This is a genomic window from Natrialba taiwanensis DSM 12281 (genome assembly GCF_000337595.1).
Classification (GTDB): Archaea; Halobacteriota; Halobacteria; order Halobacteriales; family Natrialbaceae; genus Natrialba; species Natrialba taiwanensis.
The window spans coordinates 42,618-56,105 of record NZ_AOIL01000016.1 but is presented as its reverse complement, the minus strand read 5'-3'; the positions used below and the strand labels follow the sequence as shown (position 1 = coordinate 56,105).

14 protein-coding genes are annotated in these 13,488 nt (G+C 63.4%); 5 read left to right on the top strand and 9 right to left on the bottom strand.

What is annotated here, in order from left to right; genetic code table 11:
* Positions 1 to 23: 23 nt before the first annotated feature.
* From C484_RS05385 to C484_RS05370, 4 genes are all read right to left on the bottom strand, one after another.
* The gene (locus tag C484_RS05385; protein ID WP_006824932.1) at positions 24 to 1,226 is read right to left on the bottom strand and encodes a CaiB/BaiF CoA transferase family protein; all 1,203 of its coding nucleotides are present in this window, start codon (positions 1,224 to 1,226) and stop codon (positions 24 to 26) included.
* Positions 1,227 to 1,308: 82 nt separating this feature from the next.
* Complete coding sequence (locus C484_RS05380; protein ID WP_006108117.1) at positions 1,309 to 1,494, bottom strand: hypothetical protein; 186 nt, start codon at positions 1,492 to 1,494, stop codon at positions 1,309 to 1,311.
* Between the two features lie 85 nt (positions 1,495 to 1,579).
* A complete protein-coding gene (locus C484_RS05375; protein ID WP_049915048.1) occupies positions 1,580 to 2,797 on the bottom strand; it encodes an enolase C-terminal domain-like protein in 1,218 nt (405 codons plus the stop codon).
* Between the two features lie 115 nt (positions 2,798 to 2,912).
* A complete protein-coding gene (locus tag C484_RS05370) occupies positions 2,913 to 4,025 on the bottom strand; it encodes a mandelate racemase/muconate lactonizing enzyme family protein (RefSeq protein WP_006824930.1) in 1,113 nt (370 codons plus the stop codon).
* A 160-nt stretch (positions 4,026 to 4,185) separates the two neighbouring features.
* On the opposite strand from C484_RS05370, the gene C484_RS05365 reads away from it, so the two are divergent.
* Positions 4,186 to 5,487 carry a DUF362 domain-containing protein gene (locus C484_RS05365; RefSeq protein ID WP_006824929.1) on the top strand — a complete coding sequence of 434 codons (1,302 nt, stop codon included), beginning with the start codon at positions 4,186 to 4,188 and terminating at the stop codon, positions 5,485 to 5,487.
* 4 nt (positions 5,488 to 5,491) lie between these two features.
* Here C484_RS05365 and C484_RS05360 read toward each other — a convergent pair whose 3' ends face one another.
* Positions 5,492 to 6,289, bottom strand: coding sequence for an IclR family transcriptional regulator (locus C484_RS05360; protein ID WP_006824928.1), 798 nt, complete (start codon positions 6,287 to 6,289; stop codon positions 5,492 to 5,494).
* Between the two features lie 441 nt (positions 6,290 to 6,730).
* Between C484_RS05360 and C484_RS05355 the strand changes: the two genes are divergently transcribed.
* From C484_RS05355 to C484_RS05345, 3 genes are read left to right on the top strand one after another with little or no spacing between them, the layout of a single operon-like run.
* Positions 6,731 to 7,519 carry an SDR family oxidoreductase gene (locus C484_RS05355; protein WP_006824927.1) on the top strand — a complete coding sequence of 263 codons (789 nt, stop codon included), beginning with the start codon at positions 6,731 to 6,733 and terminating at the stop codon, positions 7,517 to 7,519.
* On the top strand, positions 7,516 to 7,863 hold the full coding sequence (locus C484_RS05350) for a cupin domain-containing protein (RefSeq protein ID WP_006824926.1): 348 nt from the start codon (positions 7,516 to 7,518) through the stop codon (positions 7,861 to 7,863). Before C484_RS05355 ends, C484_RS05350 begins: the two co-directional genes overlap by 4 nt.
* Positions 7,864 to 7,899: 36 nt before the next feature.
* Complete coding sequence (locus C484_RS05345; protein WP_006824925.1) at positions 7,900 to 8,721, top strand: fumarylacetoacetate hydrolase family protein; 822 nt, start codon at positions 7,900 to 7,902, stop codon at positions 8,719 to 8,721.
* Between the two features lie 154 nt (positions 8,722 to 8,875).
* Here C484_RS05345 and C484_RS05340 read toward each other — a convergent pair whose 3' ends face one another.
* The 4 genes from C484_RS05340 to C484_RS05325 form a co-directional block, all read right to left on the bottom strand.
* On the bottom strand, positions 8,876 to 9,310 hold the full coding sequence (locus C484_RS05340; protein ID WP_006824924.1) for a universal stress protein: 435 nt from the start codon (positions 9,308 to 9,310) through the stop codon (positions 8,876 to 8,878).
* Between the two features lie 502 nt (positions 9,311 to 9,812).
* Positions 9,813 to 10,472, bottom strand: a complete 660-nt coding sequence (locus C484_RS05335) for a metallophosphoesterase family protein (RefSeq protein WP_006824923.1) — start codon at positions 10,470 to 10,472, stop codon at positions 9,813 to 9,815.
* 136 nt (positions 10,473 to 10,608) lie between these two features.
* Positions 10,609 to 11,538, bottom strand: coding sequence for a ribonucleoside-diphosphate reductase (locus C484_RS05330; protein ID WP_049915044.1), 930 nt, complete (start codon positions 11,536 to 11,538; stop codon positions 10,609 to 10,611).
* A 127-nt stretch (positions 11,539 to 11,665) separates the two neighbouring features.
* The gene (locus C484_RS05325) at positions 11,666 to 12,163 is read right to left on the bottom strand and encodes a hypothetical protein (protein ID WP_006824921.1); all 498 of its coding nucleotides are present in this window, start codon (positions 12,161 to 12,163) and stop codon (positions 11,666 to 11,668) included.
* Positions 12,164 to 12,718: 555 nt separating this feature from the next.
* Between C484_RS05325 and C484_RS05320 the strand changes: the two genes are divergently transcribed.
* The gene (locus C484_RS05320) at positions 12,719 to 13,474 is read left to right on the top strand and encodes a potassium channel family protein (protein WP_006824920.1); all 756 of its coding nucleotides are present in this window, start codon (positions 12,719 to 12,721) and stop codon (positions 13,472 to 13,474) included.
* Positions 13,475 to 13,488: the final 14 nt, after the last annotated feature.

Here is a 13,488-nt window from a genome sequence, read left to right as displayed (position 1 = left end):
CTGAACCCGGTCAGCAAGCGGTGCTACCGCTCGAGGACGCTTGCAAGCGCCTCGTCGGACAGCACGGCCGAGAGTACCGGTTCCGTGTGCTCGCCGAGCTGTGGCGGTTCGTGGCCCGATCGCATCGTCTTGCCAGTGAACTCGATCGGACAGGTTGGGAACGGAAGGTCGACGCCGTCGATCGTCAGCTCATCGAGCGTTCCGCTCGCCCGGAGGTGTTCGTCCTCGAAGACCTCGACGGTGTCCTGAACCGGCGCTCCTGGCAGGCCGCGCTCGCGGAACAATTCGAACCACTCGTCGTTCGTTCGCTGCTCGAAGATCGGTTCGAGTGCAGCTGTTAGCGATTCGCGATGTTCGACGCGGTCGTTGTTGGCCACGTAGCGGTCGTCGGTCGCGAGTTCGGGGCGGTCGATGGCCTCACAGAACGCGGTCCAGGTGTCGTCGCTGCCGATGGCGATGGCGAACCAGCCGTCCGCGGTTTCGACGGTGCGGTAGGGTGCCAGCGAGGGGTGGACGGTACCCTGTCGCGGGTATGGTTCCTCGGTGACGAACGTTCGCCCCGCCCGCTCGGTGAGCCAGGAGACGAGCCCTTCGAACATGGGAACGTCGATGTACTGGCTCTCGTCGTTGTAGAGTGCGGTCGTGATGCCGATGACGGCGTACATGCCGGCGCAGATGTCGCCGATCGGAATGCCGGGGCGGGCCGGCGGGCCATCGGCCTGGCCGGTGATGCTCATGCTGCCGCCGAGCGCCTGGACGACCATGTCGAAGGCGGGCATGTCTCGGTAGGGGCCCTCGAGAAAGCCGGAGATAGAGCAGTAGACGAGTTCGTCGGTGACCTCGCGGAGGTCGTCGTAGCCGAGGCCCCATTTCTCCATCGTGCCGGGACGGTAGTTCTCGATGAGCACGTCAGCCGTTTCGGCGAGGCGTTCGAGAGCGGCGGCACCCTCCTCAGAGGCCAGGTTCAACTCGACGCTTCGCTTGCCGCGGTTGAGCGACGTGAAGTAGGCGGTGAGACCGGAGTCACCGATTTCGGGGCCGACGCTTCGCGTGATGTCGCCGCGGTCGGGCCGTTCGATCTTGACGACGTCCGCGCCCATATCTGCGAGCATCTGCGTCGCGAAGGGTCCCGATAGCATCTGCGTACAGTCGAGGACGCGAACGCCCTCGAGCGGGGCGTTCTCCGTCGGCGTCCCGGCCGGCGTCGACAGCGGGTCGGATGTCATGTCTCGAATACCGTTCGCTCCCGTAATGAGAACTCCGTTCTCTCTCGCCTCGCCCGGCCCGAGGACGATCCTTGCAGCGTCGTCAGCCGAGATAGCGGACGAACCAGAGGGCCAGCATCGCGAACAGCGCCAGGGCGAGGACAACCTCGATGGCGGTGACGGCGGCGGGGACGTACGTCCGGATACCCGCCGCCGTCTCGTCGTAGCGCTCGTGGACGCGGCCGAGCGTCTCTACCACCCGCGTTCCGATCGTCTCGTCCGAAGCCATGCGTGACACACACTGACTACCGTGTTAAATCCACCCGTTTTATCGTTCCAGCGTTGAACTCGTCAGCATCCGTACGGTCGACGCCCTAGAAGCCGGTCGTCCCGTCGAGCAGGTGCTCCTCGACGATCGCGTCGTCGAGTTCAACGCCGAGGCCCGGCGTCTCCGGGACCTCGATGAAGCCGTCCCGAATCAGCGGTTGGTCGCGTTCGATCAGGTCGTCCCACCAGTCGACCTCGAGCGCGTGGAACTCGAGGACGTCGAAGTTGGAGATCACTGCACCGAGGTGGACGCAAGCCATCGTCCCGACCGGGCTACAGACGTTGTGCGGTGAGATAGGGATGTAGTTTTCTTCGGCGCGGTCGGCGATGCGCATCGTTTCGCCGAGGCCGCCGACGGTCGTCGGATCGGGCGTGACGATGTCGACGCCGTGGTCGTAGAGCAGGCCCGAGAGTTCGTGGACGCGAAATCGGTTCTCGCCGGTTGCGACCGGCGTGCGCGTGGCCGTCGTGACTTCTTTCTGGGCGTCCATGTTCTCTGGCGGGACGAGGTCTTCGAGCCACATGAGGTCGTAAGGTTCGAGTTCGTAGGCGAGCCGTTTCGCGCTCTCGACGGAGTAGTCCCAGTGACAGTCGAACGCGAGGTCGATGTCGGAGCCGATCTCCTCGCGGACGGCGGCGACGATCTCACGTTTCTCCTCGATGGCACCGTTCGTGAGTCGGCCGTTGAACGGGTCGGGATCGTTGTCTTGCTCGAGGTCGAGGTCGAATTTGAGGGCGCTGAATCCCATGTCGACGACGCGGCGAGCCTCGTTCGCGTAGGCTTCGGGCGAGTAGGCCTCGGCGTCCGCGTAGTCGGTGGAGCCGTCCTCGACGGCGTAGGCCTCGCCGGCGTGGCAGTCGCAGTAGATGCGGACCTCATCGCGGAGTTTGCTGCCGAGTAACTGGTAGACCGGCAGGTCGAGGAGTTTCCCGGCGGCGTCCCAGAGGGCGATTTCGATGCCGGAGGCGGCGGTGACGACCTTGCCGGTCGTGCCGCCGTGGCCGGACATCTCCTGGATGATTCGCCTGTAGAGACGCTGGACGTCGAGCGGGTTCTCGCCGAGCAGGAAGCGTTCGGTGTACTCGACGAGTTCAGGGATGCCGCCGCCGCGGTAGGCTTCGCCGATGCCGGTGACGCCGGCGTCGGTTTCGATTTTGATGAGGTTCCACTCGAAGTTGCCCTCGACGACGCAGGTGTCGATGGCGGTGATTTCGACGGTGCGGCTGTCGGCTCGGTTCGCGATCTGGTTGGAGAAGTCTTTCATGGTGTCGGTAAGTCGGTCGGTGATGGGTCGTATTTCGGTTCGCCGGATGGGGAGGGTATCGATTCGGCCGGCTGTTCCGCGTGCGGTGTCGGTGGTTGCGGGTGGGTCGATTGTCTCATCGCTCGTATCGGAACCGCTCGATCGCATTCTCGTCCATCCGGACGCCGTGTCCCGGCTCGTCCGGCAGGGAAATCGTGCCGTCGTCGTCCGGACGCAGCGGCGTTTCGACGATGTCGTCGAAAACCTTCACGTCCATGTCGCGATAGAAGTACTCCACCCAGAGGGCGTTCTCGACCGACCCGACCAGCGAGGCGTGGAGGTTCCAGTTGTAGTGGGGCGCGATCGGCACGTCGAGCGCCGCCGCGTAGTGGGCGATCTTGAGCCACTCCGTGATGCCGCCACAGACCGTCGCATCCGGCTGGAGGATCGTCGCCGCGCCGTCGCTGTACAGGCGCTCGAAGTCGTAGCGCGGACCCTCGAGTTCACCCGTCGCGACCGGATACGAGATCGCGTCGTTGACCGCGGTCATCGCCTCGGTGCTGTCGATCATGACCGGTTCTTCGATGAAGTACGGGTCGAACGGCTCGAACGCGCGGCAGTTGCGGATGGCTTCCGTCGCGGTCGACCAGGCCCCGTTGGCGTCGAGCAACAGGGTGCGCTCGTCGCCGATTTCCTCGCGGACGGCCGCGACGCGGTCGGCTTCCGCCTCGAGAGACCGCCGGCCAACCTTCATTTTGACGACGTCGTGGCCCTCGTCGATGTACCGGCGCATCTCCTCGCGCAGCCCCTCGTGGCCCTTGTCGTCGCGGTAGTAGCCGCCGCTGGCGTAGGAGGGGACCGCGTCGGCGTGCCCGCCGAGGAGTTTGTACAGCGGCTGCTCGGCGATCTTCGCTTTCAGATCCCACAGCGCGATATCGACGGTCGAAATCGCCCGCAGGAGGAGTCCGGAGCGGCCGATTTGAACGGTCCCGTCGTACAGCTTGCGCCACAGCCGTTCGGTGTCTCGCGGGTCCTCCCCGACGAGCATCGGCTCGAGGAGCGACTTCACCGCCTGCGAGATCAGGTGCGCGCCCTCGTACCCGAGCGAGTAGCCGACGCCCTCGCGGCCGTCCGCAGTGCGAACGAACGTGATCGCGTGGTCGCGGGCGGTCAGCGTCCGGTTCGAGAAGGACACCGGCTCCGCCAGCGGGATCTCTACCGGAACGCTTTCGATTGCTGTGATCTCCACAGTCGGTGCACGTCAAACGGTACCAAAAACCACCCACCATCCGGCAAGTGTCGCCTGTGGTTACGGTTCAGATTCAACCCTCCCGCCACCGATCCCGTTTCACGACGCGAAACCCAGCATGTAGCCGATAGTATATATGCCAGGATCGAGACAAGCCGCTATGGAGTTCCCCGATCGGTGCGACCTCCAGGACCTGCTCGACCCGCAGCCGCTCCCGTCGTTCGCACGCGTTCGCTACGACCCGGCCACTGCGACGCTCGACACCCCGCTCGAAACGGTTCGCGAGGAGCTGGGGCGACTCCCGCTCGACGAACTCGAGCCGGGCGCAACCGTGGCGGTCGGCCTCGGCAGCAGAGGGATTCACCGGATCGCGGACATCGCCGCGGAGACGGTTGCCACGCTCGACGAGCGGGGATTCGAGCCGATCATCGTCCCCGCGATGGGGAGCCACGGCGGCGCGACGCCCGAGGGCCAGCGCGAAATCCTCGCCGCGCTCGGGATCAGCGAGGAGCGCGTCGGTGCCCCCATCGAGGCCGCGATGGCCGTCGAGCAGCTTGACGAGGTCGACGTCGGCGACACGGCCACACCGGTCTACTTCTCCGCCGCCGCACTCGAGGCGGACGCGGTACTGGTGATCAACCGGATCAAACCGCACACGAACTTTACCGGCCGGATCGAAAGCGGGTGCTGCAAGATGCTCGCCGTCGGCCTCGGCAAACAGCGAGGCGCGCAGGCGTTTCACTCGACGGCGCTCGCGGAAGGCTACGTCCCCACCATCGAGGCGCTAACCGCCGCCATCCGCGACTCCACCCCGCTGCTCGGCGGCCTCGCGCTCGTCGAGAACTTCCACGAGGAACTCGGCCACATCGAGGCGATTCCGGCACCCGAACTCAAGACGCGCGAACCCGAACTGCTCGAGCGGGCGACCGCGGAGATGGCGACGCTGCCCGCCGACGACATCGACCTCCTCGTCGTCGACGAACTCGGGAAGGAGATCTCCGGCGCGGGCATGGACACGAACGTGATCGGCCGGTATCGCGTCATCAACGCGCCCGATCCCGACGAGCCCTCGATCGATCTCATCTACGCGCGCGGACTTACCGAGAAGACGAAGGGTAACGGCAACGGCATCGGCCTCGCGGACATCACGCGCCGGCGAGCGATCGAGCAACTCGACCTTCAGAAAGTGTACGCGAACGCCTTGACCAGCGGCTCGCTCTCCAAGGCGAAACTCCCGCCCGTCGCACCGGACGACGAACTCGCGCTTCGGATCGCGCTGCCCGCCCTCGGCGGCTACGATCCCGCCACCGCCCGCATCGTCTGGATCGAGAACACGACCGCCCTCGCCGAGTTCCGCGTCTCCGAGGCGCTTGCCGCTGCACTCGAGAGCGATGACAACGTCACCGTGCTCGAACGGGAACGGTTGCGGTTCGAGGACGGCACCGCGACGTTCGACGCTTGACAGGCTACTCTACAATGTGGTCAGTTGAACTCGCGTCCGAGGCGTAGGTCACGTTCAGTTCGAGTTCGTTCGCGGCGGCGAGCATCATGCTCGGGACCTCGTCTTCGAACCACTCGCCGGTGAGGCGGTGTGAGGGGCCGGCGACGGCGAGTGCGCCGACGGCTCGGCCGTCGCGTTTGACCGGGACCGCAGTGCCGTTGAGTCCGTCGACGTGTTCCTCGCGATTGAACGCGACGCCGCGCTCACGAACGGTTTCGAGTTCGTCGTAGAGCGCGTCGCGGTCGGTGATCGTGTTCGTCGCGTGGGCGGGCAGGCCCCACTGATCGAGGATGTCGTCGACGCGCTCGCGGGGGGAGTGTGCGAGGATCGCCTTGCCGGCGGAGGAGGAGTGGAGGTGGATCTGTCGGCCGACGCCGAAGCCGACGCGGACGGCCCGGCTACCGGTTTCGACGTGCAGGTAGATGCCGAGCCCGTGGTCTTCGACGACGAACTGGGCGCGTTCGCCGGTCTCCTCGGCGAGTTCTTGGACGTGTGGCTTGGCCATCTCGTAGGCCGGATCGCGCGTCTGGGCGGCCCGGCCCAGCCGCGCAAAGCGCAGGCCGATCTGGTAGCGGTCGCCGTCGCGAGAGACGTACCGCAGGTCCGAAAGCGTCTGCAAGTGCCTGTGTGTCGTGCTTTCTGCCAGTCCGAGCCGATCCGCAATGGTGGAAAGGCGGGCGGGACCGAGCTCCTGCAGCGCGTGAATAATTTCGAAGCTGGTGTTCGTGGTCTGGATCGCGTCGTTGTCGTTCCGGTCCGCCATAGTGACTGTCGGTCGGACCGCTACTTAGTAGTTCCGCTCTGTGGAATCATCTCTACGGAGGCGTGGTGCTACCAGCTAACCTGGGTGGCGAGGATCAGGCGACAGCGCGCCTGGGGCAGCGATTATCCAGGTCCATGATCGGAGACAGTTTCGTGGAACGCTTCTATGGGCCGGAATTCAAGAAGCAGGCGGGGCGTACCAGCCGTCGAACGGTACTGATACATTACAGGTGTACATATGTAATCCACTGTCGGGTACCAGGCGGACGAAACCGCACCTACTGGAGAAGAGTCGGCCGTTAGCCGTTGGAAGCCGCGATGCGTGCGGGATCCAGATAATTCCGCAGTCCGGAATCCAGCGGTCGTCGTCGGCGTCCCGTCCTCCGTTGGGATTACCGCAACGGCAACCTTTTTCGTGCTCTCCTTTGGCTTTACGGACGATATGGACCTACAGATCGACGGCAACGCGGCGCTGGTGACGGCCTCCTCGAGCGGCCTCGGAAAGGCGTCTGCGCGGGCGCTCGCCCGGGAGGGCGCAAACGTCGTCATCAACGGTCGCGACGCGGACCGACTCGCGGACGCAAAAGCCGACATCGAAGCGGACGCGACCGGCGAGGTCGTCACCCAGCAGGGCGATCTGACCGACGAGGACGACATCGAAGCGCTGGTCGAGACCACCGTCGATGAGTTCGGCGGCATCGACCACCTCGTGACGAGCGCCGGCGGCCCGCCGTCCGGTCCGTTCCTCGACACCGACGACGAGGACTGGTATCAGGCCTACGACCTGCTCGTCATGAGCGTCGTCCGCCTGGCTCGGGAAGCGGAACCGCACCTGCGCGAGAGCGACGCGGGAACCATCGTCAACATCACCTCCCGGAGCGTTAAGGAGGCGATCAACAGCCTCGTCCTGTCGAACTCGGTCCGGATGAGCGTCATCGGCCTGGAGAAGACCCTCTCGAAGGAGTTCGCGCCCGACGTGCGGACGAACGCGGTGCTTCCCGGGCCACACGAGACCGAGCGCATCGAAGAACTCGTCAATCAGGCCGTCGACCGCGGCGAGTACGACTCCTACGAAGCGGGGCTCGACGACTGGGCAAGTAACCCGCTCGAGCGCGTCGGCGATCCGATGGAACTGGGCAACACCGTCGCGTTCCTCTCCTCGCCGCTGTCGGGCTACATCAACGGCGAGAGCGTCCTCATCGACGGAGGGTCGACCGGAGCGAACCTATGAAGCCGGTCCCGTTCGACGAGGCCGAGACCTACGAGCCCGACGACGGCTGGCGACGGGTCTCGATGGCCGGCAGCGACGCGTTCTCCTTCGAGTGGTTCGAAAAGCCGCCGGGCCACAGCTCGCCGATGCACGACCACGAGAACGAGCAGGTCTGTCTCTGTCTCGAGGGCGAGTTGACGGTTGCGACCGAGGACGACGAAATCACGCTCGAACGGTACGACTCCGTCTGGCTCGACGCCTGGGAGTCCCACCGCGTCGAGAACACCGGCGACGAACTCGCGATCGGGCTGGACGTGTTCGCGCCCGGGCGCTCGTTCGACTTCTGGACGGATCGGGACGACTGACTCTCCATCGAGAGACCACGGATTCAGAGACACCTAATGAAGTACCTCGCACGCACCATCGACGGAACGGCGCTTCTCGGCGACGACGACGGCTACGTACCACTGGCGTCGGCAACACCCGAACTGACGGCCGTCAGGGACGCACTGGGACGCGCCGCCGCCGGAACGCTACCCGCCCTCGATACTGTTCCGGCCGCGCGAATCGATCCGGCACACATCCAGTTCGGCCCGCCGCTCGCCGAGTTCGGCAAACTCTGGGGAATCGGCCTCAACTACGCCGACCACGCCGGCGATCTGGACGAACAGCGACCCGACGAACCGGCGAGTTTCATGAAACCCGAAAGCGCGCTCACCGGCCCGGGCGGCCCGATCAGGCTGCCGCCGGTCGAGCAGACGGACGGCGTCACCGCCGAAGCTGAACTCGCCGTACTCATCGGCCGCTCCTGCCGAAACGTCGACACAGAGACCACTGCCGACGTGATCGCGGGCTACCTCCCCATCATCGATATGACCGCGGAGGACATCCTCCGGCGCAACCCGCGATTTCTCACCCGCGCCAAGAGCTTCGACTCGTTCCTCGTCGTCGGCCGGGCGATCGCCATCCCCGAGGAACCGCTCGCACTCGAGGAACTGACAGTCCGCACCATCGTCAACGACGAGATTGCAGCCGAAAACGAGATCCGAAACATGCTGTTCCCGCCGGCTGAACTCGTCTCGTTCCACAGCGACGTGATGACGCTCGAACCGGGCGATCTGATCAGCACGGGGACGCCCGGCGCGGAGCCGATCTCGCCCGGCGACCACGTCAGCGCCACCGTGGAATCGATCGGCACCGTCGATGCCCCGGTCGTTCGCTGACGACGGCGGGGAATCCGAGCACCGGGCGTTCGTCCGCCGTCAGAAACTGAGGATTCGGAGTCGATGACGGACTCATCCGGCCTGCTGGTAGTTAGTTCCGGCGCAGCCGCGACCCGTCTGTAGGTGCACCAGGAAATCGGTACAGCAGACCGTCTCAGTCTTCAGTCTGCATCTGTGTGATGACGGGTCGATCCGCCGAAAGCAGGACCGACTGTGTGACGCTGCCGAACAGTACCTTCCCGGTCGGGCTCCGCTCGCGGCCGCACAGCACGATACTGTCGGCGTCGATCTCCGAGGCAACCTCGAGGATCGTCTCGGCCGGATCGCCGTGTTCCCGCCGCGTTTCGATCGACATGCCCTCGTCTTCGAGTTCAGCGAGCGCGGTCTCGGCGTGCTGTGGGAAGGCCGTTTCATCGTAGAGGTTTTCCGAATTGACGCGGCCGCTGACACCGGTTACGTCGAACTTCTCGAAGACGTTCAGGGCGACGACCTCGATGTCCGACGGATCGCCGGGGAGCGAGCGGAGAATCGAGATCGCCTGGTCCGTTCGTCGTTCGTTCCGGTTGACCGACAGTAAGACGCGATACATATCGTATCCCTCTTCGAGCGGCCCCTTAAGTGTCCTGGCGGCCGTCGTCTCTCTTCGGCGGCTGATCGGTATCGGAACTGGTAGCGATAGTGGTAGCAACACGGTGGGCAGCGACGGCGGAACCGGTTTCGCCGTCCGCCGCAAGGCTATCGATATCGAGACCACGATGAACGTTTCACGATCAATGGGAACATCAAATCTGATATGTTTTTGTCCAGAGGTGTACTTAAAAATCTCATATATATTACTTGTGTGCCTCTGATATCGCCTTCCTTCCAGAACCCAGAGTATTCGGCGTTTCAAGTCCAGATAGCCATCTTTGATGTATCTGTATTCTGTTGCGACGAATATCAGCCCACTATTACGAAACGGAGTATATGGGCATATGAGCGGCTCTGAACTGGTCCTGGAGTTTATGTTCCTAATCGCTGTTCGAGTACCATCAAACCATTGTCTACTATATAATTTTGGTATTCTCCGCCGCTCTCGAATACACAACCAGTCACTCGTCGGGACCGAGTTCACCGGAGCCGAACTCGTGGTCGTGGGCGGTGAGTTCGAGCGTCGCCGGGTCGAGCGTGTAGTAGCGTTCCCAGGCGGGTGCGAGACTCACGACCCTGGTGCCCGCAATTTCGGCTTCGCGGTGGGTGTGGTGGTGGCCGACCAGACAGAGGGTCGGCGAGAGCGCCTCGAGCAGGTCGGTCACGTGCTCACAGCCCGGATCGTAGCCGTAGTACAGCAGGCCGGTCGGGGCCTCGTGAGTGAGCAGCACGTCGATATCCGACAAGTCGGCAGCCCGTTCGATATCTTCGTGGGTGAAGTGACGGCGGCGGTCGTCCTTGAGTTCAGCCCGTGAACAGTCGTACTTCGTCGGCGCGTAGTTTCCCGAGAGGCCGGCGACACGGCGCCCCTCGAGCGCCGCGGCTGAACTCGCGAGGAGGTTGACGTTGGTCGTTCTCGCCGGTCGGTTTTCGGTCCGGAGCGCCTCGATCACGTCGAGGTCCTCGTTGTTGCCGGCGACGAACCAGGTCGGTGCCGGCAGGTCGTAGTGTTCGAGGTCGCCGACCTGCAGGACGCGGTCGGGGTTGACGGTCCGATAGCATTCGAGCAGGGTCTCGCGGCGGGCCGGGTCGGACGCGTGGGCGTCACCGAGGACGAGCATGGTGGAGCGACGACCGCTGAGACTATAGTGTCCGCGGCGGCAGTCGTCGGGTTCTCGGGGTGCTGGCCGGTTCAAGTCACCGACGAGAGCGATTCGTCGCGGGCCGTCATCGGACGGCCTTGGCCGCTTCGAGCCCCTAGTCGTCTTCTAGCTGAACGAGTTCACCGACATCCGGAATGTCGGCTGCGGCGTCCGTGATCTGTTGCATTCGATCCGTATGCTTCTCGAGTGCGTAGGCGGCCAGTCTCCCGTCTTCGAGACCCACCTGCTCGCTCTCGTCGTCGGGCTGGAACCGCTCGTCTTCGGTGATACCCTGGACGAGCGGCACGAGTTCGTCGACCGTCTCCTGGACGAGCGACGGGTCGACGCCGTCGGCGATAAGTTTCTTGAGCTGGTTCATACCGAAGCCGACGTGTCTGCCCTCGTCGCTACGGATCTTGCTGAATCCTTCGACCAGTCCCGGAAGGTGCGGCAGCGCGTCGAACTCGCCGCCGTAGGACGTTTGCATCCCGTAGTAGCCCGTCTGGGCGAGAATCCCCTCGACGGTGAGGTGGTAGTGACAGTACGCCTTCGCACGGTTTTCGGGCGTGTCGTCCTCGAGCAGCCGGTACTGGGCCACCCGATTGCGGTCGAACAGTTCGACGTAGGGGTCGTTGAACCACTTGTCTGCGCGGGGATTCGACCGATTCCAGCCGCGTTCATCCTCGACGGTCCAGAGGACCTCGCGCCAGTAGCGGTCGAAGAAGTCGGCGTGTTTGGCCTCCTCGTACAACTGCGTCGTCAGAAACAGCTGTTCGTCGAGATCGTCGAGTACCGTTGCAAGCGGCGCGAGGTCCTCCGTGACGGCGTCCTCACCCGCCCCGAACTTCGCGATGCCGTTCAGCGTTCGCTCCCAGTCCGCCCGAGTGAACTCGTCTGCAGCGTCGACGTATGCGAGGAGATTCTCGACGTCTTCCTCGAGTTCGATTTCGCCGGGGTCCCAGTGGCGTTCGACCGCGTTCCGATAGTAGCGGTTCGCTCGGGAATCTCGATCCATCAGCTCGGTGGGTGTGTACTCAGTTGCCATACGACACGGTATTCTGTACAACTATTAAAGACGAGTTCACGAGAAACTGATACCAACTGAGTAGGTGTGGTTCGCGGTGTGCGGTGGGAGAAACGGTCCGGTGAGACGAGAGGGGAGCGAGCGGCAGTTACGCGCGCCGGGATGGCGAGCCGATTTCGAAGATTTCCTCGTAGAGGCTGGCTGCGAGTTGGTCCATGTTCGCCGCCGCCTCGCTGGCGTCCATCGTATCGCCGACGCCCTGCCATTCAATCGAGAGGCGAGAGAGCGGGACGAGTGCGATACCGCCGATCGTGATGGTGCCGTCGGAGGTGTGAACGGTCCACTCGGTCCGCATGCCGGTTGTGGATTTCGTGACGGTTTCGATCTCGCCGCCGGCGTCGGCCCAGCGTTCGACGAGGCCGTCGGTGATCCGTCGCAATTTTCGCTCGCCGAGGACGTGCACGACGACACCGGTGCCTGCGAGAAGGACGAACGCGGCAGCGGCGAGCGGGATGCCGCCGTAGGGGACGTTCACCGACGCTGCGAGCCCCGCCGTCACGACGACGAGACCGAGTACGCGAGCGTCGAGTGCGCTGGGGACCGTCCCGCTCCAGGCGGTTTCCTGAGTCGACTGATCGAGTTGCATCTGTCGGGGGTGGGAACGACGAACGGGTAGCCGTTCCCCTGTTCTATTGCTCTCTTTAAAGGCTGTGCCGGACAACGGATCGCTGTTCCAGCACTAGAGCAGCAACCGCTGAACCGATATGACTGGTGGATACACGTGTTGTGACATACGCGTCCGACCGGTATCGTCGAACTACTCGCTGCGAACAGTCTGGTGGCCCCATAATCAACAGCTATCGTCGCTACTGCAAGTCAATACATGCCTGATCGTATGATGACTAGACGATCGGTATGCAAATCGTTGCAGTTGTTACTATAGACGGGCCAAGTCCCGAACGCTTGGCAGAAAATAACATGATTTAATATACAGTAGAAATACATACATTGGTGCCTCATATGTGTACCTATTGGCGAGTATTAGAATGGACTTGGGTCGAATCTGGGGTAATAGGATACTTATTAAAGTACAGGGCCTCACTCTCCGTTCTGAGGACGATCCAACGCCGAGAGCCGGCATCTCGACCGAATCACACTCACGTGGTTCACTCTGGAAGCCGACGATCGCAGCGGAGGGACGATGATGAACTCGAACAATCTCGTTGAAGCGTTCGTTCGCCGACCGGTGCTGCGGCAGTTGCTACGGCCTGTGGTCGCATTTATTGCCGTCATTGTCGCCGGAATCGTGGGCTTTCGTACGGTTGATGGAATCGGAATCATCGATTCGCTCTTCTGGTTGATCGACCCCACGAGCATCGAACTCCACTTCCAGACTCACGAGGGCCCTGCAACGCTCGTCAAAGCATACGCTATCGTCGTGCTTTCCGGCTTGGTCGTCGCTAGTTTATGGATCGGTGAAACGCTGTTTTCAGCGGCGTTTGGCGGACAAATACAGGAAGAGTTCAAACATATGAAGATCGAACAAGACATCAACGCCCTTTCAGATCACGTCGTTATCTGTGGCTACGGGACGTTCGGAAAGACCATCGCAGCGCGGCTCCGGGAGGCAGACCGCAAGGTGGTAGTTATCGAACAACAGGACGCACAGTACCAGCAGGCAATCGAAGACGGAATTCTCGCGGTAAACGGTGATGCGCGCCGTGAAGAGACGCTCACTGATTCGGGTGTCAAGCAGGCGGCTACTGTCGTCGGAGCGATCGACGATTCGAACGCGAACATCCAAATCGCTATCGCGGCGAGTCAACTCGCGCCGACGGTAACGCTCGTCGTCCGCGCTGGCGACCAACGCGATGAAGCGCTCGCCCGTCGTGCCGGTGCGGACGAGGTCGTGATTCCGGAAGTCGTGAGTGGCGAACACGTTTGTACGTCGCTGTAACGCCAGCACACTGC

What these genes read in the sequence shown, in the direction of transcription:
- C484_RS05335 (WP_006824923.1), bottom strand. Translation starts at nt 10,472, where the DNA reads ATGCTCGTCCTCGGTGACGCCCACGCGTCCGACCCGGCCCGCCGCGAG.
- C484_RS05380 (WP_006108117.1), bottom strand. Translation starts at nt 1,494, where the DNA reads ATGGCTTCGGACGAGACGATCGGAACGCGGGTGGTAGAGACGCTCGGC.
- C484_RS05325 (WP_006824921.1), bottom strand. Translation starts at nt 12,163, where the DNA reads ATGCAACTCGATCAGTCGACTCAGGAAACCGCCTGGAGCGGGACGGTC.
- C484_RS05345 (WP_006824925.1), top strand. Translation starts at nt 7,900, where the DNA reads ATGAAGTACCTCGCACGCACCATCGACGGAACGGCGCTTCTCGGCGAC.
- C484_RS05330 (WP_049915044.1), bottom strand. Translation starts at nt 11,538, where the DNA reads ATGGCAACTGAGTACACACCCACCGAGCTGATGGATCGAGATTCCCGA.
- C484_RS05355 (WP_006824927.1), top strand. Translation starts at nt 6,731, where the DNA reads ATGGACCTACAGATCGACGGCAACGCGGCGCTGGTGACGGCCTCCTCG.
- C484_RS05350 (WP_006824926.1), top strand. Translation starts at nt 7,516, where the DNA reads ATGAAGCCGGTCCCGTTCGACGAGGCCGAGACCTACGAGCCCGACGAC.
- C484_RS05340 (WP_006824924.1), bottom strand. Translation starts at nt 9,310, where the DNA reads ATGTATCGCGTCTTACTGTCGGTCAACCGGAACGAACGACGAACGGAC.
- C484_RS05320 (WP_006824920.1), top strand. Translation starts at nt 12,719, where the DNA reads ATGATGAACTCGAACAATCTCGTTGAAGCGTTCGTTCGCCGACCGGTG.
- C484_RS05385 (WP_006824932.1), bottom strand. Translation starts at nt 1,226, where the DNA reads ATGACATCCGACCCGCTGTCGACGCCGGCCGGGACGCCGACGGAGAAC.
- C484_RS05375 (WP_049915048.1), bottom strand. Translation starts at nt 2,797, where the DNA reads ATGAAAGACTTCTCCAACCAGATCGCGAACCGAGCCGACAGCCGCACC.
- C484_RS05360 (WP_006824928.1), bottom strand. Translation starts at nt 6,289, where the DNA reads ATGGCGGACCGGAACGACAACGACGCGATCCAGACCACGAACACCAGC.
- C484_RS05365 (WP_006824929.1), top strand. Translation starts at nt 4,186, where the DNA reads ATGGAGTTCCCCGATCGGTGCGACCTCCAGGACCTGCTCGACCCGCAG.